The following is an 18,435-nucleotide window of genomic DNA, read 5'->3' on the forward strand; positions in this document are numbered from 1 at the left end:
TATTGCATCCGGTTGCAGCCGTGCAAGAGCCTTCCTCAACCCTGTGCTAATATCGCGCCCCTGTTCATTTTGTATGTGGGATGCTCCATGAAGTTGTCCATGCCGCGATTCGATCAAGCCCCTGTATTGGTGGTCGGCGATGTCATGCTCGACCGCTACTGGCATGGCGGTACCTCACGGATCTCTCCTGAGGCGCCGGTACCGGTGGTCAAGGTCGAACACATCGAGGACCGCCCCGGTGGTGCCGCCAACGTGGCCTTGAACATCGCTGCCCTCGGCGCGCCAGCGTCCCTGGTGGGCGTGACCGGTGACGACGAGGCCGCCGACAGCCTGACCAACAGTCTCAAGGGGGCGGGCGTACGCGCGATATTCCAGCGCGTTGCGCACCAGCCGACCATCGTCAAGCTGCGGGTCATGAGCCGTCACCAGCAACTGCTGCGTATCGATTTCGAAGAACCGTTCGCCACCGATCCGTTGGCCCTCGGTGCCGAGGTCGACAAGCTGCTCGAAGGCGTCAAGGTCCTGGTGTTGTCGGACTACGGCAAAGGCGCGTTGAAAAACCACCAGTCGCTGATCCAGGCCGCCCGTGCCCGTGGCATCCCGGTCCTGGCCGATCCCAAGGGCAAGGATTTTTCCATCTATCGGGGCGCCAGCCTGATCACGCCGAACCTCAGCGAGTTCGAAACCATCGTTGGCGGTTGCGTCGATGAACACGAATTGGTGAGCAAAGGCGCGCAGTTGATGCAAGACCTCGACCTCGGTGCCTTGCTGGTGACCCGTGGCGAACACGGCATGACCTTGCTGCGCCCCGACCACCCGGCGTTGCACCTGCCGGCCCGTGCCCGTGAAGTGTTCGACGTGACGGGTGCTGGCGACACGGTGATTTCTACCCTGGCCGCGGCGATCGCTGCCGGCGAGGAATTGCCCCACGCGGTGGCCTTGGCGAACCTGGCGGCAGGCATTGTCGTCGGCAAGCTTGGCACGGCCGCCATCAGCGCCCCCGAGCTGCGTCGCGCCATCCAGCGCGAGGAAGGCTCCGAGCGCGGCGTGCTGGGCCTGGAGCAGTTGCTGCTGGCGGTGGACGACGCCCGCGCCCATAACGAAAGCATTGTCTTCACCAACGGTTGCTTCGACATCCTGCACGCCGGCCACGTGACCTACCTCGAGCAGGCCCGGGCCCAGGGCGATCGCCTGATCGTCGCGGTCAATGACGATGCCTCCGTCAGCCGTCTCAAAGGCCCCGGGCGTCCGATCAACAGCGTCGACCGGCGCATGGCGGTCCTGGCTGGCCTGGGCGCGGTGGACTGGGTGATCAGTTTCAGCGAGGGCACTCCGGAAAACCTGCTGCGCCAGGTCAAGCCGGATGTGCTGGTCAAGGGCGGTGACTACGGGATCGATCAGGTCGTGGGCGCGGACATCGTCACGGCCTACGGCGGTACCGTGAAAGTGTTGGGGCTGGTGGAAAACAGCTCGACGACGGCGATTGTGGAAAAGATCCGCAATAACTGAGCCTGTGTACTGCAGCCAGCTTGCTTTTTGTGGCGAGGGAGCTTGCTCCCGCTTGGGTGCGAAGCGCCCATAAAAAATGGGATTGCTGCGCAACCCAGCGGGAGCAAGCTCCCTCGCCACAAAAGCGCTCTGAGTCGTGTGGTTTCTAACGAGCCACCTTGCGCGGCACGATCTTCTTGAGCAACTGCCGGGCCTTGCCCTTGAGTCGGGTCAGGCCCGACTCCTTGCCCGGTGGCGTCAGCCCTTGCTGGCGCAGCCAATCCTTCCAGCGAATCCGCTCGTCGCGCACCAGCCAGCCGTCCTGCCGGGCGAAACTTTCCGCCAGGTACAGGCCACGGGTGCTGGCCGGGTGCAGTTGATCCTTTTTCAAGGTGTACAGCTCGGGCAAGGGCTGCCCGTCCTGCAGGGGCATCAGGTACAGGTCCGGGCGCTTGCGGTCCAGGCGGGCCACCAGTTGGTCACCTTCCAAGCGTTCATCGACGTGAAACAGGCTCAGGGACTTGGCTTCCTTGGGCACATCCAGGCGCAAGTCATAAATCAATTGCAGCGATGCCGTCGGCAGGTGCACGTAGGCCCGTGGCCGCTCGATCAGTTGCAGGTTGGCGCTGCGCACCGGGCGGGCCGAGCCCGACAGCGGCGTCAGGCGAAACGGCAAAGCTTCGCGGTAATGCAGGGCCGTAGCGTAGGGGGCCGGCAGCCAGGTGTCGTTGAAGCGTCCACCCAGCCAGCCTTCAGGGGTTTCCAGCAGGCACTCTTCGGCAATTTCGCTGATGGCGGTGAGCAGCGGCAGGTTCAGTTCGTGGGCCGGGACATAGCCGGAAATCAGCTTGAGCACCACGTCGCCGCGATCCTGCCGACGCTGGCGCACCAGCACCCAATAATCGCGGTTCTGCCAATGCAGCGTCAGGCGTACCGAGACGCCCAGGTTGGCCAGCTCCAGGGAAAAACGCTCGGCATCGGCCACCGCGACAGGGCGGCGGCGCTGCAAGGTCTGGGCGAAATTCAGCGGCATCCCGACACTCTGGTAAGTCAGGCCTTCGGGGGTCGCTTCGACGAACAGGGGCAGGGTCTTGAAGTTGCTTGGGTTCTTTCTGATGAGCGTACGCGGCATGTCGGCTCCTTCCTTCAGGCCGCGTAGGGCGGCGTCAGTGTTTACGCAGGACCGTGGCGACGGTCGCGACGTTGTGGGCGAGGTGCAGCGGATTGATGGTGCCGACAATAGCACTGGCGACCCCAGGATGCTCAAACAACAGTTCGAAACTGGCGCGAACCGGGTCTACCCCGGGGCTCAGGCAGACGTGGCCGCTGGCCAGGGCTTTTTTCACCAGGATCGCTTTGCCGTGTTTGCTGGCGTAGTCAATGACAGCCTTTTCGTTTCGTTCGTTCAGATTGTAGGTGACCATCGCGCAATCGCCTTGCTCCAAGGCTTTGAGGCCGCCGTCGACGGTCTTGCCGGAAAAACCGAAGCCGCCGATCTTGCCCTCGCGCTTGAGCGCCGCCAGCGTCGGGTAGACCTCGCTGTCGTTGAGGATCGCCAGGTCGTTGCCGTCGGAATGCACCAGGATCAGGTCGATATAGTCGGTTTCCAGGCGCTTGAGGCTGCGCTCCACCGAGAGTCGGGTATGGGCGGCGCTGAAGTCGTGGCGCGACTGGCCGTCACTGAATTCTTCGCCGACCTTGCTCACAATCACCCAGTCCTGGCGTTGGCCACGCAGCAGCGGGCCAAGGCGTTCTTCACTGCGGCCGTAAGCCGGCGCGGTGTCGATCAGGTTGATGCCCAGGTCACGCGCCAGCTTGAGCAGCATGCGCGCTTCGTTGTCATCGGGAATCTGAAAACCGTTGGGGTATTTGACGCCCTGGTCGCGGCCCAGCTTGACGGTGCCCAGGCCCAGGGGGGAAACCCGCGGGCCGTTATGGCCGAGGGGGCGATAGAGGTCATGCAGGGTCGCTTGGATCATGGCAGCAGTTGCTCCCAGGCGGGTACGCCCATGGGCGGCTTCGGCAGGTCCGGCAGCGGGGTCGGGTGACTGGGTTGGATGCCATCGCGTTGCAGCGCGTTGAACACCCGATCGGCGAAGTCCGGGGCCAGGGCCAGTTTGGTCGGCCAGCCCACCAGCAGGCGCTCCTGCTCGGCGAGGAAGGCGTTATCCGGGCGGGTCAGGCCTGATTGCAGCGGTTCGGCGCGGTCAACCCGTAGCGTGGCCCATTGCGCGGTGCTGAGGTCGACCCAGGGCAACAGTTGGCCGAGTTCTTTCTGGGCGGCGGCGATCTGTGCCGCAGGCTCGCGGGCGACGGCATCGCCTTCGGCAAGGTCGCCCCCCAGGTACCAGACCCATTGGCCATCGGCGGCGGGATGGGTGGTCACGGTGACGCGTGGCTTCGGTCCGCCGCCCAGGCAATGGGCGTAAAGCGGCTTGAGGCTCGGTCCCTTGACCAGGACCATGTGCAACGGCCGGGTCTGCATGGCCGGTTTGTCCAGGCCCAGGGCCTTGAGCAGGTCGGCGGTGCCCGCGCCCGCGCTGAGGATAATGCGCTGGGCACGGATCTCGCGGTCGTCGACCTTCAGCCCGACCAGCTCACCGGCTTCGCGCAGTGGCTCGATGCGCTGCCCGGCCAACAGGCTGTCGCCGGCCAGTTCCGCCAGGCGCGCGATCAGGCTGGGGACATCGACCACCAGTTCGGCCAGGCGATAGACCTTGCCCTTGAAGCGCTTGTCTTGCAGGGCCGGCGGCAGTTGGTCGCCCTTGACCTGATCCACTCGTCCGCGCACGGCCTTGCTGGCGAAGAAGCTGGTGAGGTTGCCGGCCAGGGTGCCCGGGGACCAGAGGTAATGGGCGTCGGACAGCATGCGTACGCCGGACAGGTCCAGCTCGCCTTCACCTTTCAGGGCTTCGCGCCAGCGGCGCGGCATGTCGGCGATGGCTTCCGAGGCCCCGGTCAGGGCGCCATGCAACGCGTACTTGGCGCCGCCATGGATGATGCCCTGGGATTTGACACTCTGCCCGCCGCCGAGGCTGGCGCTTTCCACCAGCACAGTCGAGAACCCCTGGCGACGCAGGCGGGCGTTCAGCCAGAGGCCGGCGACGCCTGCGCCGACAATCAGAATGTCGGTGGAAATAACGGATGGCATGAGCGACCTCAGTGTTCAAGACGAGGGCGCAGTATACAGACTCGCTGCGCAGGGCATTTGTTGGCGATCAACGTCGGCCACATGGGAGCAAAGCTTTTGTGGCGAGGGAGCTTGCTCCCGCTGGATCGCGCAGCGGTCCCAAGCTTTTTGGGGCTGCTGCGCAGCCCAGCGGGAGCAAGCTCCCTCGCCACAAGTGCGTTCCAGCTCAATATCGGTGTGTTCCAACTCAATGGCAGTGTTTTCAGTGCCCAGCAGTCTTGGAAAAGAGTTGGATCACGACAACCCCAAGAACAATCAACGCCATCCCCAGCATCGCTGGCACGTCCAGCTTCTGCCCGTAGATGAACAGCGCCGCCACGCTGACCATGACGATTCCCAGCCCGGCCCAGACTGCATAAGCCACGCCCACCGGTACGGTGCGCACCACCAGCGTCAGCATCCAGAACGCAATGCCGTAGCCAACGATGACCAGCAGCAAGGGCAGGGGTGTGCTCAGGCCCTTGATCGCTTTCATCGAAACGGTGGCGATCACTTCGGCGCAGATGGCAATGGCCAGGTAGTAGTAGGCGTTCATGGGCGATTCCTCTTTGACGGTTGCATCTTTCGATGGGGCCCATTCTAGAGATCACCCAGATGCGGTAAAGTCATTACCTATCTGTATTGGAGATAGGTTGAGCCATGAACGTGCAGTGGAACCTGGAGCAATTGCGGTTGTTTGCCGAAGTTGCCGAGAAACGTTCGTTTTCCGCCGTGGCCCGGGACCAGCGCAAGGCGCAATCGGCCATCAGCAGCGCGATTGCCTTGTTGGAGGACGACTTGGGGGTGAGCCTGTTCGACCGCAGCAGCGGTCGCCAGCCTAAACTCACCGATGCGGGCGTGGCGCTGCTTGAGGAGGCCAGGGAAGTGCTGCGCCAGTGCGAGCGCCTCAATGGTCGCGCCCTGGCCTTGATGCGCGGGCAGGAGGCGTCGCTACGCCTGGCCCAGGACGAGGCCATGCCTTATCAGCCGGTCATCGACAGCCTGGCGGCCCTGGCCGAGCAATTCCCCACCCTCGAAGTGCAACTGGCTAGCGCCGCCCAGGGCGATGTGGCGCGCAAGCTGGTGGAGCGGCGCGCCGACCTCGGCTTGCTGTTCTATCACGACCAGATCCCCGAGGCGCTGGAACGCCGGGTGCTGGGCAGCGTCGAGATGGTCACGGTGTGTAGCCGGGGCCATCCTTTGGCGAACCATGCGTATGTGAGCTGCCGGGACATGGCCCGGCACCGCCAGTTACTGATGGCGACCCAATCGAGTGTCTATCCCGGTAGCGAGCAGGCCAGCCCGCAGGTGTGGCGGGCCGACAGTTTCTATGTGTTGGCCGAATGGCTGAGGAGTGGCCTGGGCTGGGCGTGGCTGCCACGGCATGTTGTGCAATACCCGGCGTACCTGGGAGATATGATCGAGCTCAACAGCGAATGGACCCCGCCGGCCCTGGTGGTGGAACTGGTCTGGCGCCGCGATGAACCCCTGGGCCCGGCCGCTCGTTGGCTGGCGGAACGTTTTGCCGTGCAGTTGCAGGCGATCGGCTGAAAAACCGATAAACTCCGCCGCCATGAACAGAACTCTCTATAGCGCGTTGTTTTATCTGGGGCTGCCACTGGTAGCGATTCGGCTGTGGCTGCGGGCCCGCAAGGCGCCGGCTTATGCCCGGCGCATTGGCGAGCGGTTCTCCTGGGGGCTGCCGGTCATGGTCCCGGGGGGCATCTGGGTGCACGCGGTGTCGGTGGGCGAGAGCATTGCCGCCGCGCCGATGATCCGCGCCTTGCTGCAACGTTATCCACAGCTGCCAATCACTGTCACTTGCATGACGCCCACCGGATCGGAGCGGATCCGGGCGCTGTTCGCCAACGAGCCGCGCATCCAGCATTGCTATCTGCCTTATGACTTGCCGTGTGCGGCCAAGCGTTTTCTCGACCGGGTGCGTCCATCCCTGGCGGTGATCATGGAAACCGAGCTGTGGCCCAATCACATTCACCAATGCGCCCGGCGCGGCATTCCCGTGGCCCTGGCCAACGCGCGGTTATCTGAGCGTTCGGCGCGGGGTTATGCCCGCTTTCCCAAGCTCACCCGGCCGATGCTCGCCGAGATGAGCCTGTTCGCCGTACAGACGGAAGCCGAGGCCGAGCGTTTTCGCCAATTGGGGGCTCGGGCGGAAACTGTCGAGGTCACCGGCTCGATCAAGTTCGACCTGACCATCGACCCGCAGCTGCTTGAAAGTGCCAGTGCCTTGCGCCGTGAGTGGCAGGCGGTGGACCGCCCGGTGTGGATCGCCGCCAGCACCCATGAGGGTGAGGACGAAGTGGTACTGGCCGCCCATCGTCGGCTGCTCGACAGTTATCCCGATGCGTTGCTGATCCTGGTGCCGCGTCACCCCGAGCGCTTCGACTCAGTGCATCAACTGTGTGTAAGCGAGGGGCTGGTCACGGTGCGGCGCTCCAGTGGGCAACCGGTTACCGCCCAGGCTTCGGTGTTGCTCTGCGACACCATGGGCGAGCTGCTGTTTCTCTATGCGTTGGCCGACAGCGCGTTTGTCGGTGGCAGCCTGGTGCCCAATGGCGGGCACAACCTGCTCGAACCGGCGGCCCTGGCGAAACCGGTGCTCAGTGGGCCGCACCTGTTCAACTTCCTCGAAATCGCCGCGCAACTGCGTGCCGCTGGTGCGCTGGCCGAAGTGGAGGATGCCGAGAGCCTGGCCCTGGCGGTCCAGCGCCTGTTCGAACTGCCCCGGGACGCCCAGCGCATGGCCGAGGCGGGGCTTGCGGTGATGCGCCGCAATCAGGGCGCGTTGCAGCGGTTGCTGGAGGGGTTAGGGCGGTTGCTCGGCTGAGCTGTTGTGGCGAGGGAGCTTGCTCCCGCTCGGCTGCGAAGCAGCCGCTAACCGGTCATCACGATTCTGACTGACAGAGCGCGGTGACTGGTTTTGGGCCTGCTTCGCAGGCCAGCGGGAGCAAGCTCCCTCGCCACAGGTAGGTCGCCCCACCACAGGAAGCCCTCGTTGCCAGTGAGGACGGTAGGTTATTGCGCTGGTCGCGAGCGCAACTGCTGTGCCGCGGCCTGTGCCAAGTCCGGCGGCAGGAAGTCCTTGTCCGGGTTGTAGTCGGGCTTGAGGTAGCGGGACAGGGCTTGCAGGTCCTCCGGACTCAACGTCCCGGCGGCCTGCTTGAGGCGCAGGTTGTCCAGGATGTAGTCATACCGGGCGTTGTTGTAGTCGCGCACCGAGGTGTACAGCTGGCGCTGGGCGTCCAGCACATCGACGATATTCCGAGTGCCCACCTGGTAGCCGATTTCCGTGGCGTCCACCGCGCTCTGGTTGGAGATGATCGATTGGCGCCGGGCCTGGACCTGTTCCACATCGGTGTTCACCGCGCGATGCAGGTTGCGGGTGTTTTCCACCACCTGACGGCGCAGGGCTTCGCGTTGCTGCTCGGTCTGGGTGAGTTGCGAATAGGACTCGCGAACCTGGGAGCTGGTCAGCCCGCCGCTGTAGATCGGAATACTCAATTGCAGGCCGATGGTGCGTTGCTCCGCGTCGCCACCGTAGCGCTGGCCGGTGGGGCTCGGGTTGGTAAAGCCGAGGCCGTCGTTGTCACCTTTGCGGTACTGGGCGACTGCATCGAGGGTCGGCGCGTGGCCGGCCTTGCGCTGGCGCAAGGTGTCTTCGGCGGCGTCGACGGCGTAATTGCTGGCCAGCAGGTTGAGGTTCTGCTTGGCGGCAGTGTCTACCCAGGCCTTGGCGTCGTTGGGCGCCGGCGGCAGGATCGGCAGGGTGTGGACGACGCCCTGGATCGAGTTGTACTGGCGGTTGGTCAGGGTGATCAGCGCTTCGAAGGCATCTTCGACCTGGCGTTGCGCAATGATCCGGTTGGCCCGCGCGGTATCGTAGCTGGCCTGGGATTGCAGCACGTCGGTCTTGTCCGACAGGCCCACGTCGAAACGTTCGTTGGACTGGTCGAGCTGGCGCTTGAACGCGGCTTCCTCGGCCTTGGTCGAGGCCAGGTTGTCCTGGCTGCGCAGCACATTGAAATAGGCTTCGGCACTTTGCAGGATCAGGTTCTGCTCGGTGGCAGACAGCTGCAGCGATGCCTGCTCATTGACCGATTTGGCCGCTTGCAGTTGGAACCAGCGGTCGGCGCGGAAAATCGGCTGGGACAGCGTGGCCTGGTAGACCGTGGAGCTGCGGGTGGCGGTCATCGCCGGTTGGTCGAGCTCGGTACGGGTGTTGTTCAGGTCGGCGCCGGCCGAAAGGTTGGGCAGCAGCCCGGCGCGGGCCTGGGGCACCACTTCCTTCTGGGCGCCATACTGGGCGCGGGCGGCGGCCAGGTCGGCGTTGTTGTCCACCGCTTCCTGGTACACGCTGACCAGGTCGGTCAGGGTGGATAAAGGCGCTTCGGCGGCCCAGGCCATTCCATTGGACGCACAAGACACGGCGAGGGCCAGTGAGAGTTTGCGCAGCATGAGGCGATCCCTACGTTCAAATTGAATGCGCATAACAGGCGCGCGGCGTAGCGAGTGTAGTTGCGCCTGGGCACGGCAACAATCCTGTATATGCGCCATTCATCACGCCTTTTGCCCGGGCGATGGCGTTCTGTCGTGGTTGTGTCTAGACTGGCCGGGTTCTTGTCGGGGTGCCTTGCTATGAGGCTGAGATCGAATAATTTCGGATCCCGTTGAACCTGATCAGGTTAGCGCCTGCGTAGGGAACAAGATTTCTCGTCACCCGGCGAGTCCTCTTGTGCTTCGTCCGGGATGTCGTTCGACCCTTGAACGCACTCGAGCAGCAAGCACAGCGTCCGCACTTCCGTGCAGGGACGCGTCCATTCGTTACAGGTTCGCTCCGACAAAAATCCACTGCCTGGATGTGTGTCTGGAGAGCCCGTGATGACGATAAAATCAAAAAACGCGACCAACCTCAGTGAATCGGCCCAGGTCGATCAACAATCGGTTCAGCCCTTTACCCGCTCGCAAAAAATCTACGTCCAGGGCAGCCGCCCGGATATCCGCGTGCCCATGCGCGAAATCAGCCTCGACGTGACCCCCACCGACTTCGGCGGCGAAATCAACGCGCCGGTGGTGGTCTACGACACCTCGGGTCCGTACACCGACCCGAACGTGATCATCGACGTGCGCAAAGGCCTGGCCGATGTGCGCTCGCCATGGATCGAAGCCCGTGACGACACCGAGCGCCTGGCAGGCCTGAGTTCCAACTTCGGCCAGGAGCGCCTGGCCGACCCCGAGCTGACCAAGCTGCGCTTCGCCCACGTGAACAATCCGCGTCGCGCCAAGCCGGGTGCCAACGTCAGCCAGATGCACTACGCGCGCAAAGGCATCATCACCGCCGAGATGGAATACGTCGCCATCCGCGAAAACATGAAGCTTGAAGTCGCCCGCGCCGCTGGCCTGCTTGACCAGCAACACGCCGGCCACAGCTTCGGTGCCAGCGTGCCGAAGGTCATCACCGCGGAATTCGTGCGTGACGAAATCGCCCGGGGCCGCGCGATCATCCCGGCCAACATCAACCACACCGAACTGGAACCGATGATCATCGGCCGTAACTTCCTGGTGAAGATCAACGGCAACATCGGCAACAGTGCGCTGGGTTCGTCCATCGAAGAAGAAGTGGCGAAGCTGACCTGGGGTATCCGTTGGGGTTCGGACACGGTCATGGACCTGTCCACCGGCAAGCACATCCATGAAACCCGCGAGTGGATCATCCGTAACTCGCCCGTGCCGATCGGCACCGTGCCGATCTACCAGGCCCTGGAAAAAGTCGGCGGCGTGGCCGAAGACCTGACCTGGGAACTGTTCCGCGACACGCTGATCGAGCAGGCCGAGCAGGGCGTCGACTACTTCACCATCCACGCCGGCGTGTTGCTGCGTTATGTGCCGATGACCGCCAAGCGCGTCACCGGTATCGTCAGCCGTGGTGGTTCGATCATGGCCAAGTGGTGCCTGGCGCACCACAAGGAAAACTTCCTCTACACCCATTTCGAAGACATCTGCGAAATCATGAAGGCCTACGACGTCAGCTTCTCGCTGGGCGATGGCCTGCGTCCGGGCTCGATTGCCGATGCCAATGACGAAGCGCAGTTCGGCGAGCTGGAAACCCTCGGCGAGCTGACCAAGATCGCCTGGAAGCACGACGTGCAATGCATGATCGAAGGCCCTGGCCATGTGCCGATGCAGTTGATCAAAGAGAACATGGACAAGCAGCTCGAGTGCTGCGACGAGGCGCCGTTCTACACCCTCGGCCCGCTGACCACCGACATCGCGCCGGGCTACGACCACATCACCTCGGGCATCGGTGCGGCGATGATCGGCTGGTTCGGTTGCGCCATGCTTTGCTACGTCACGCCGAAGGAACACCTCGGCTTGCCGAACAAGGACGACGTCAAGACCGGGATCATCACCTACAAGATCGCCGCCCACGCCGCCGACCTTGCCAAGGGCCACCCGGGCGCGCAGATCCGCGACAACGCCTTGAGCAAGGCGCGTTTCGAGTTCCGTTGGGAAGACCAGTTCAACCTCGGCCTCGACCCGGACACCGCCCGCTCGTATCACGACGAAACCCTGCCGAAGGACTCGGCCAAGGTGGCGCATTTCTGCTCGATGTGCGGGCCGAAATTCTGCTCGATGAAAATCACCCAGGAAGTGCGCGAGTACGCGGCGAACCAGCGCATTGAAGCGGTGGATGTCGATGTCGCCCAGGGCTTGGCGGAGCAGGCTGAGCGGTTCAAGAAGGAAGGTAGTCAGCTTTACAAGAAAGTCTGACCTGGGCGGCACTCACCTGTGGCGAGGGAGCTTGCTCCCGCTGGCCTGCGAAGCGGGCCCAAAACCAGTCACCGCGTTCTGGCAATCAGAATTGTGGTGGCCGGTTTGGCGGCTGCTTCGCAGCCGAGCGGGAGCAAGCTCCCTCGCCACAAGGATGATCCGCGCCCCAAAACAATAATCTGCCCTGAGATATCTCTGTGAACATCCAACCCAGCACCTACTCCCCCGACACCGCCGTGCCCCTGGACAAACGCGTCTTCGGCGCCCGCGATCTGTTTTCCCTGTGGTTCTCCCTCGGCATCGGCCTGATGGTCTTGCAGGTCGGTGCCTTGCTCGCGCCGGGCCTGGGCCTGAGCGGTTCGTTGCTGGCGATTTTCCTCGGCACGCTGGTGGGCGTCCTGCTGCTGGCGGCGGTCGGGGTGATCGGCAGCGACACTGGCCTGTCGGCCATGGCCGCGCTGAAGCTCAGCCTCGGCAGCAAGGGCGCGAGCGTGCCGGCGGTATTGAACCTGCTGCAGCTGATCGGCTGGGGCTCGTTCGAAATCATCGTCATGCGTGACGCCGCCAGCCTGCTCGGTGGCCGGGCTTTCAGCGAAGGCAGCCTGGGTTCGAACCCACTGCTGTGGACGCTGTTCTTCGGCGCCCTGGCCACTTTGCTCGCCGTGAGCGGGCCGCTGACCTTTGTGCGCAAGGTTCTGCGCAAGTGGGGCATCTGGTTGCTGCTGGCGGCTTGCATCTGGTTGACCTGGAACCTGTTCGCCAAGGCTGACCTGGCCGCGCTGTGGGTCCAGGCGGGCGATGGTTCGATGCCGTTGGCGGTGGGGTTCGATATCGCCATCGCGATGCCGCTGTCGTGGTTGCCGCTGATCGCCGACTACTCGCGTTTCGGCAAGCGCGCCAAAAACGTCTTCGGCGGTACGGCGGTGGGCTTCTTCATCGGCAATTTCTGGCTGATGAGCCTGGGCGTAGCCTACACCCTGGCGTTTGCCCCAAGCGGTGAAGTCAACGCGTTGCTGCTGGCCCTGGCGGGTGCTGGATTGGGTATTCCGCTGCTGCTGATTCTGCTGGACGAGTCGGAAAATGCCTTCGCCGACATCCACTCGGCGGCGGTATCGACGGGCATGCTGTCGGGGTTGAAGGTCGAGCACCTGGCCTTGGCGATTGGTGTCATCTGCACCTTGATCGCCTGCTTTGCACCGTTGGCGCAATACCAGAACTTCCTGTTGATGATCGGCTCGGTGTTCGCGCCGCTGTTCGGCGTGGTGTTGGTGGACCACTTCATCCTGCGCAAACGCAGCAGCCAAGTGGTGTCAGCCGCGCTGCGCTGGCCGGCCCTGTTGGCCTGGTTGGGTGGGGTGAGCACCTATCACCTGCTGGCCAATTTCTATCCGGACATCGGCGCAACCCTGCCGTCGCTGATCCTGGCAGGGTTGCTGCAACTGTTGCTGGGCCGGGCCTTCAGCTACGGCCGGGAAACAGCTCGGGCTTGAGGATGCCATTGAGGCGTGGATAGGCGATCTTCAATTCGATGTGGCCCAGGGCGTACGGCGCGATGGTGCTCACTTCGTACTTGAGGATCACCCCGCCGTAGGTCAGCGCGATGTGTGGGGTTTTCTGGAAGGACCACTGTTTCAGGAACTCGGGTTCCTGATCCAGCTTGGTGCTGATCAGCCAGCTGTTGTGAGCCACTTGCGCGGCTTTCCAGAAGGCTTCTTCCTGGCCCGGCAGCAGCATGTCCGACAGTGTCAGCACCTTGTGCTGCTGGCGCGAATAGTTGATGAAACCGCGCCCCGGCGTGCCGTGGGCACCGCCGGTGTCCAGGTAGCTGGACAGTTCGATGATCACCAGGCCGTCATGTTGCTCACGTACCTTGGCCTGCAAATAGCTGCTGTTGCCTGGCGCGGCGTTGCGCAGGAACTGCTCGCGATAGGCCGCCAGCGTCGGTGCCGCCGGGGCGTCCGGGGTGGTGCGGGTCATTTGCAGCAGGCGTTTTTCGATGATGCCGTCCAGGGCGGGTTCGGCCGGAAAGTGCAGGGTATCGATGTTCACCAACGGGCAGTCGGCACTGGCGCAACCTGGTTGCAGTTGTTCCGAAGCGTCGCGAGTGGTCTCCAGCGGCGCGCGATAGTTGGGTTGGAACAGGCTTTGGCAAGCGCCCAGGGTCAGGGCAATGGCGGCCACGGAGGCAGTTTTGAAAAGCGACATGGGCGTCCTTCATGAAACACGGAAAGGCAAAAAGTTACCCGCTTCGACTGTCAGCAAGGCAATCAGTTCGCCACTAAGCTCATTAGAGTGATTTTAAGCGCAGCCGTCCATCCCGATCACTGGCAGGGGGCTGCCCCAAAGGGTTCGAGCGCGTTAGGATGGCGCGAAGCCGAGGTTGGAACCTCGTATTGATCGACTGCACACGAGGATTGTCATGACCGATTTCGCCAACGCCACACCGAACGCCGTGGACATCGTCAAGCGGGAGACCTGCTTCAAGGGTTTCTATAAGCTCGACCGCCTCGTCTTGCGCCACGAGTTGTTTGCCGGTGGCATGAGCCGTGAGATCAACCGTGAATTGTTCGTGCGTCATGATGCGGTGTGTGTGCTGCCCTACGACCCGCAGCGCGATGAAGTGGTGTTGATCGAGCAGTTTCGCGTGGGGGCCATTGGCAAGACCACCAACCCCTGGCTGGTAGAGTTGGTGGCCGGGCTGATCGACAAGGATGAGCAACCGGAAGAGGTTGCTCATCGTGAAGCGCAGGAGGAAGCTGGGCTTGTCTTCGCTGCGCTCTGGCCGATGACCCAATACTTTCCATCGCCGGGCGGCAGCAATGAATTCGTACATTTGTACCTGGGGCGTTGCGACAGCACGGGGGCAGGCGGCCTGCATGGCCTTCTGGAGGAAGCCGAGGACATTCGGGTGAAGGTCTGGGCCTACGAAGATGCCTTGCAAGCCGTGCGCGACGGACGTATCTGCAACGCGGCCAGCATCATTGCCTTGCAATGGCTGGCCTTGAATCGCGATGAAGTGAGGGGGCTATGGTCCTGAACAAGCTGCGCGACCGCTATCGCGTCGATCTGGTGGGGTTGCAGGCCGCCTGCGAGGCCAACTACGCCCGCCTGATGCGCTTGTTGCCAGACATGCGCAACGACCCGCTGCCACGCCGCATCGCCGTCACTCATGGCGACCAGATGCTCGGCGTGCTGGCCCTGGAAGTGCTGCAAGCCTGCCCCTACACCACCACCTTGCAGGTGCGTCAGGAGCACAGCCTGCCCTGGCTGCCGGTGCCGCAACTGGAAGTGCAGGTCTATCACGACGCGCGCATGGCCGAAGTCGTCAGCGCCGAACATGCACGACGCTTTCGTGGCATCTATCCTTACCCCAATGCGTCAATGCACCAGCCGGATGAAAAAGCCCAGTTGAACCTGTTCCTGGGCGAGTGGCTGAGTCATTGCCTGGCGCTGGGCCACGAGTTCGAAGTCGTTCGGTAGTTGTGAACCGGTTCCGGTTCGCGGGTTTCCCCTTTCGATCGTCCCCCAGCATAATTGCCGCTTCATGCAACGGCGTGATTGCGCCTGGGAGAAAGCGATTTGCCGAGCGTATCCAGCTTGACCACGGCCGATGTGGCGTTGTTGGTCCAACTGTCTGACAGCCATTTGTTCGCCGAGGCCGAGGCCTCGTTGCTGGGCATGAATACCCGTGACAGCTTGCGGGCAGTCATTGATTTGGTGCTCAAGCAGCAGCCGAACATTGACCTGATGCTCGCCACCGGGGATTTGTCCCAGGACGGCACGCTGCAATCCTATGAGGCGTTTCGGCAACTGACTGCACGAATCGACGCGCCGGCGCGGTGGATTCCCGGCAACCATGATGAGCCGCAGGTGATGCTTGAGGCGGCGGTCAAGAGTACGTTGCTCGATCCGGTGGTGGACATTGGCAATTGGCGGGTGACGATGCTCGATTCGGCCGTGCCAGGTTCGGTGCCGGGTTTTTTGGCCGAGGAGCAGTTGATTCTGTTGGCCAATGCCTTGAGCGAGGCGCCGGAGCGGCATCATCTGGTGTGTCTGCATCATCACCCTGTTTCGATCGGGTGTGTGTGGATGGAGCCGATCGGGTTGCGTAATCCGGAGGCGCTGTTTGCGGTGTTGGATCGGTTTCCCCAGGTTAGGGCGGTGTTGTGGGGGCATGTGCATCAGGAGATAGACCGGGTGCGCGAGGGGGTTCGTTTGTTGGCTTCGCCTTCGACCTGTATTCAGTTTGAGCCGGGGAGTGAGGATTTTGCGGTGGGCTCGCAGGCGCCGGGGTATCGGTGGTTGCGGCTTTTGCCGGATGGGCGGTTGGAGACGGGGGTTGAGCGGGTGGTTGGATTTGCGTTTACCCCGGACTATGGCTCCAACGGTTACTGAGTTCGATCCTGTTTATTGTGGGAGCGAGCCTGCTCGCGAAGGCGGCCTGACAGTCGGCCTTGTTGACCGGGTACATATCCATTTCTGCGGTAACGGCAGCTGGCGGTTCCGCCCTTACGGCGGCTCACTTTTTTTCAAACGCCAAAAAAAGTAAGCAAAAAAGGCTTGCCCACCACTCGGTGCCTCGCTAGGGCTCGGCATGCCCTCACTCCGGCATTGCTCCGTGGGCCGCCGCGAAGGGCCATCCATGGCCCAGCGCGGCTATCCCGGCATCCATGCCGGGATGCCCACTGCGCAATGCCTGCGTTCGGCCATCGTGGTTAACGGGGCCCAAGATCAAAAGCCAAGCCGAGGCGGCCTTAAAGCCGACCTGGCTCTCTCGCTCGTACACCCATCAGAACTGTGGGAGATCTGTGGAGCAAAGCTTGCTCGCGAGGCGGCCTGACAGCCGACCTGATTCTCCGGTCATACCCCGAGCCGATTGTGGGAGCGGGCTTGCTCGCGAAGACGGCGGAACATCCAATACTGATGCAAGCTGGCCCACCGCTTTCGCGAGCAAGCCCGCCCAAGATCAAAAGCCAAGCCGAGGCGGCCTTAAAGCCGACCTGGCTCTCTCGCTCGTACACCCATCAGAACTGTGGGAGATCTGTGGGAGCAAAGCTTGCTCGCGAGGCGGCCTGACAGCCGACCTGATTCTCCGGTCATACCCCGAGCCGATTGTGGGAGCGGGCTTGCTCGCGAAGACGGCGGAACATCCAATACTGATGCAAGCTGGCCCACCGCTTTCGCGAGCAAGCCCGCTCCCACAGGGATCGGCAGTGGTCGCAAATTCATAGGTCACACTGACCCCATGTGGGAGCGAGCCTGCTCGCGAAGGCGGCGGCACATACAACCTGGATGCAAGCAGACCCACCGCTATCGCGAGCAAGCTCGGCTCCCACAGGGATCGGCGGTGGAGACTGATCTTATAAACGACCCAAAACCTGTGTGGGAGCGAGCTTGCTCGCGATGGCTGCCTGACAGCCGACCTGGATTGTGGGAATGGTCGGACAACCCTCCGGGCTGCAGCAGATTTTTCCGACGAGCCCTGGCGGTTGCCGGGTGGGAAGGGCTGTCGCTAGTCTTTTCCCGTCGCTGCAAATTCAGCGGTCGGGCCTGGAAACCCGATAAGTAAGGGTGCAACAGCGCGCCACATGAGATACTGCATCGCTTTTTTGCGTGTGCAGTTTTGCGTTATGGCGGCTGTGCGCGGGAGACTTTCGAGTCTGCCGGGTTTTGCTCCTTTACTCCGGTTTTCCAGCCCGCGCATAGCTGCCACCCTCTCGCCTGGAAACGGGAGATGGCGGTTCCACTACGTTAGAGGAGCTGCATCATGTTCAAAGCCACACCCAATCCCCCCGAAACCGATCCCCAAAAACTCGATGAAGCCGCCAAGCGCGCCATCGATCATTATCTCGACCCCAAGCCCGACCCCAAGAAGAAACAACCTTCAGGCCCATTGTTCTCTGTCTCGGAGAGCGCAGACACCGAAACCCTTCTAGCCAACCTCAGCGAAACCCTGGCCTCCGCCAACGCCATGCTCGGCGACCTAACCTTCGACCTGGAAGGCTCGCGTCGGCATTTTGCCCTGGGAGTCCAGCAGATGATCGAGATCAGTGAGTTGTTGGCGAACCGGGCGTTGGACATTGTTGCGCCGAGACAATGATGATTTTACGGCTGACAACGTAACCCGTGGCGAGGGAGCTTGCTCCCGCTGGCCTGCGAAGCAGGCCCTAGACCAGGCTCCGCGTTCTGTCAGTCAGATGGGGCATTGCAGGTTTGGGGCTACTGCGTAGCCCAGCGGGAGCAAGCTCCCTCGCCACAAAGCGGAGTGTCATTCAAAACACCCCAAACCACCTCGAACTCCCTGTAAACTCCGGCCTTTGCCCAACACCCAGGGAGTCGGCAATGTCGGGTTCGATCCTTTATATCCATGGCTTCAACAGCGCCCCAGCATCGACCAAAGCCTGCCAACTGGTCGAAGTGATGGCACGCCTTGGCCTCAGCGACCAGCTACAGGTGCCGGCCCTGCATCACCACCCCCGCCAGGCCATCGGTCAGCTGGAACAGGCGATTACAGAACTGGGGCGGCCGCTGCTGGTCGGCAGCTCGCTCGGCGGCTACTATGCGACTCACTTGGCCGAGCGCCACGGGCTCAAGGCCCTGTTGGTCAATCCTGCCGTGAGCCCGCATCGGATGTTCGACGGGTACCTGGGGACGCAGAAGAATTTATACACCGACGAAACCTGGGAATTGACCCACGACCACGTGACGGCCCTGGCCGAGCTGGAAGTGCCGGCGCCCCGGGATCCGCAGCGGTATCAAGTATGGTTGCAAACCGGTGACGAAACCCTGGATTATCGCCACGCCCAGCAGTATTACCGCGCCTGTGCCTTGCGCATCCAGGCCGGCGGCGACCACAGTTTCCAAGGGTTTGCCCAGCAGTTACCGGCATTGTTGAGTTTTGCCTGCATTGGCGCCGATTTGTACCAGGCGATCGACTTCACGTCGCTGTGAACCATCGCCCCTTTTTCATTGAACACTGACGACGAGAC

The 18,435-nt window shown here is 62.7% G+C and carries 16 protein-coding genes and 1 riboswitch; of the genes, 10 read left to right on the forward strand and 6 right to left on the reverse strand.

The genetic code is table 11. From position 1 onward, the window contains the following. The first annotated feature begins 87 nt into the window (after positions 1-87). Positions 88-1,509 (forward strand): bifunctional D-glycero-beta-D-manno-heptose-7-phosphate kinase/D-glycero-beta-D-manno-heptose 1-phosphate adenylyltransferase HldE, encoded by a 1,422-nt coding sequence (gene hldE / locus ACLH0I_RS03615; protein ID WP_186708047.1) that lies wholly within the window; start codon positions 88-90, stop codon positions 1,507-1,509. A 145-nt stretch (positions 1,510-1,654) separates the two neighbouring features. Here the strand turns inward: hldE and ACLH0I_RS03620 are convergent, their stop codons facing one another. The 4 genes from ACLH0I_RS03620 to ACLH0I_RS03635 form a co-directional block, all read right to left on the reverse strand. Beyond that, complete coding sequence (locus tag ACLH0I_RS03620; protein ID WP_053117832.1) at positions 1,655-2,620, reverse strand: hypothetical protein; 966 nt, start codon at positions 2,618-2,620, stop codon at positions 1,655-1,657. Positions 2,621-2,654: 34 nt separating this feature from the next. Further along, complete coding sequence (locus ACLH0I_RS03625; protein WP_411386324.1) at positions 2,655-3,467, reverse strand: aldo/keto reductase; 813 nt, start codon at positions 3,465-3,467, stop codon at positions 2,655-2,657. Continuing rightward, on the reverse strand, positions 3,464-4,639 hold the full coding sequence (locus tag ACLH0I_RS03630; RefSeq protein ID WP_411386325.1) for an NAD(P)/FAD-dependent oxidoreductase: 1,176 nt from the start codon (positions 4,637-4,639) through the stop codon (positions 3,464-3,466). Before ACLH0I_RS03630 ends, ACLH0I_RS03625 begins: the two co-directional genes overlap by 4 nt. A 241-nt stretch (positions 4,640-4,880) precedes the next feature. Continuing rightward, a complete protein-coding gene (locus tag ACLH0I_RS03635) occupies positions 4,881-5,213 on the reverse strand; it encodes a DMT family transporter (RefSeq protein ID WP_411386326.1) in 333 nt (110 codons plus the stop codon). Positions 5,214-5,317: 104 nt separating this feature from the next. Here ACLH0I_RS03635 and ACLH0I_RS03640 point away from each other — a divergent pair, with 104 nt between their 5' ends. Together ACLH0I_RS03640 and waaA are read left to right on the forward strand one after the other, a co-directional pair. After that, the gene (locus tag ACLH0I_RS03640) at positions 5,318-6,208 is read left to right on the forward strand and encodes a LysR family transcriptional regulator (RefSeq protein ID WP_186708041.1); all 891 of its coding nucleotides are present in this window, start codon (positions 5,318-5,320) and stop codon (positions 6,206-6,208) included. A 22-nt stretch (positions 6,209-6,230) separates the two neighbouring features. Next, complete coding sequence (gene waaA, locus ACLH0I_RS03645) at positions 6,231-7,505, forward strand: lipid IV(A) 3-deoxy-D-manno-octulosonic acid transferase (RefSeq protein WP_411386327.1); 1,275 nt, start codon at positions 6,231-6,233, stop codon at positions 7,503-7,505. A 188-nt stretch (positions 7,506-7,693) separates the two neighbouring features. Here the strand turns inward: waaA and ACLH0I_RS03650 are convergent, their stop codons facing one another. Next, positions 7,694-9,133 (reverse strand): TolC family outer membrane protein, encoded by a 1,440-nt coding sequence (locus tag ACLH0I_RS03650; protein ID WP_411386328.1) that lies wholly within the window; start codon positions 9,131-9,133, stop codon positions 7,694-7,696. A gap of 156 nt (positions 9,134-9,289) precedes the next feature. After that, positions 9,290-9,395: riboswitch (TPP riboswitch) on the forward strand. A gap of 161 nt (positions 9,396-9,556) precedes the next feature. Between ACLH0I_RS03650 and thiC the strand changes: the two genes are divergently transcribed. After that, positions 9,557-11,446, forward strand: coding sequence for a phosphomethylpyrimidine synthase ThiC (gene thiC, locus ACLH0I_RS03655; protein ID WP_411386329.1), 1,890 nt, complete (start codon positions 9,557-9,559; stop codon positions 11,444-11,446). A 197-nt stretch (positions 11,447-11,643) separates the two neighbouring features. Then, entirely contained in the window at positions 11,644-12,936 is a 1,293-nt protein-coding gene (gene cytX / locus ACLH0I_RS03660) for a putative hydroxymethylpyrimidine transporter CytX (RefSeq protein WP_411386330.1), read from the forward strand. On the opposite strand, the gene ACLH0I_RS03665 is transcribed toward cytX, so the two are convergent. Beyond that, the gene (locus tag ACLH0I_RS03665; RefSeq protein WP_250962813.1) at positions 12,905-13,651 is read right to left on the reverse strand and encodes a DUF3298 domain-containing protein; all 747 of its coding nucleotides are present in this window, start codon (positions 13,649-13,651) and stop codon (positions 12,905-12,907) included. The two genes, cytX and ACLH0I_RS03665, sit on opposite strands and share 32 nt — an antisense overlap. 214 nt (positions 13,652-13,865) lie before the next feature. Here ACLH0I_RS03665 and ACLH0I_RS03670 point away from each other — a divergent pair, with 214 nt between their 5' ends. The 5 genes from ACLH0I_RS03670 (at position 13,866) to ACLH0I_RS03690 (ending at position 18,397) form a co-directional block, all read left to right on the forward strand. Next, entirely contained in the window at positions 13,866-14,483 is a 618-nt protein-coding gene (locus ACLH0I_RS03670) for an NUDIX domain-containing protein (protein WP_250962814.1), read from the forward strand. Further along, positions 14,474-14,926: a DUF1249 domain-containing protein gene (locus tag ACLH0I_RS03675; protein ID WP_092205313.1), complete on the forward strand. Its 453-nt coding sequence runs from the start codon at positions 14,474-14,476 to the stop codon at positions 14,924-14,926. Before ACLH0I_RS03670 ends, ACLH0I_RS03675 begins: the two co-directional genes overlap by 10 nt. Positions 14,927-15,025: 99 nt before the next feature. Beyond that, positions 15,026-15,841 (forward strand): 3',5'-cyclic-AMP phosphodiesterase, encoded by an 816-nt coding sequence (gene cpdA / locus ACLH0I_RS03680; RefSeq protein ID WP_250962815.1) that lies wholly within the window; start codon positions 15,026-15,028, stop codon positions 15,839-15,841. Positions 15,842-17,213: 1,372 nt separating this feature from the next. Beyond that, complete coding sequence (locus tag ACLH0I_RS03685; protein WP_411386331.1) at positions 17,214-17,546, forward strand: DUF6124 family protein; 333 nt, start codon at positions 17,214-17,216, stop codon at positions 17,544-17,546. Between the two features lie 242 nt (positions 17,547-17,788). Continuing rightward, complete coding sequence (locus ACLH0I_RS03690) at positions 17,789-18,397, forward strand: YqiA/YcfP family alpha/beta fold hydrolase (protein WP_411386332.1); 609 nt, start codon at positions 17,789-17,791, stop codon at positions 18,395-18,397. The last annotated feature ends 38 nt before the right edge of the window (positions 18,398-18,435 follow it).

This window comes from Pseudomonas sp. MPB03 (genome assembly GCF_046605385.1).
Taxonomy (GTDB): Bacteria; Pseudomonadota; Gammaproteobacteria; order Pseudomonadales; family Pseudomonadaceae; genus Aquipseudomonas; species Aquipseudomonas zanjanensis.

Coding starts and splice junctions, on each gene's coding strand:
- hldE (WP_186708047.1), top strand. CDS start 88: ATGAAGTTGTCCATGCCGCGATTCGATCAAGCCCCTGTATTGGTGGTC.
- ACLH0I_RS03620 (WP_053117832.1), bottom strand. CDS start 2,620: ATGCCGCGTACGCTCATCAGAAAGAACCCAAGCAACTTCAAGACCCTG.
- ACLH0I_RS03625 (WP_411386324.1), bottom strand. CDS start 3,467: ATGATCCAAGCGACCCTGCATGACCTCTATCGCCCCCTCGGCCATAAC.
- ACLH0I_RS03630 (WP_411386325.1), bottom strand. CDS start 4,639: ATGCCATCCGTTATTTCCACCGACATTCTGATTGTCGGCGCAGGCGTC.
- ACLH0I_RS03635 (WP_411386326.1), bottom strand. CDS start 5,213: ATGAACGCCTACTACTACCTGGCCATTGCCATCTGCGCCGAAGTGATC.
- ACLH0I_RS03640 (WP_186708041.1), top strand. CDS start 5,318: ATGAACGTGCAGTGGAACCTGGAGCAATTGCGGTTGTTTGCCGAAGTT.
- waaA (WP_411386327.1), top strand. CDS start 6,231: ATGAACAGAACTCTCTATAGCGCGTTGTTTTATCTGGGGCTGCCACTG.
- ACLH0I_RS03650 (WP_411386328.1), bottom strand. CDS start 9,133: ATGCTGCGCAAACTCTCACTGGCCCTCGCCGTGTCTTGTGCGTCCAAT.
- thiC (WP_411386329.1), top strand. CDS start 9,557: ATGACGATAAAATCAAAAAACGCGACCAACCTCAGTGAATCGGCCCAG.
- ACLH0I_RS03665 (WP_250962813.1), bottom strand. CDS start 13,651: ATGTCGCTTTTCAAAACTGCCTCCGTGGCCGCCATTGCCCTGACCCTG.
- ACLH0I_RS03670 (WP_250962814.1), top strand. CDS start 13,866: ATGACCGATTTCGCCAACGCCACACCGAACGCCGTGGACATCGTCAAG.
- ACLH0I_RS03675 (WP_092205313.1), top strand. CDS start 14,474: ATGGTCCTGAACAAGCTGCGCGACCGCTATCGCGTCGATCTGGTGGGG.
- ACLH0I_RS03685 (WP_411386331.1), top strand. CDS start 17,214: ATGTTCAAAGCCACACCCAATCCCCCCGAAACCGATCCCCAAAAACTC.
- ACLH0I_RS03690 (WP_411386332.1), top strand. CDS start 17,789: ATGTCGGGTTCGATCCTTTATATCCATGGCTTCAACAGCGCCCCAGCA.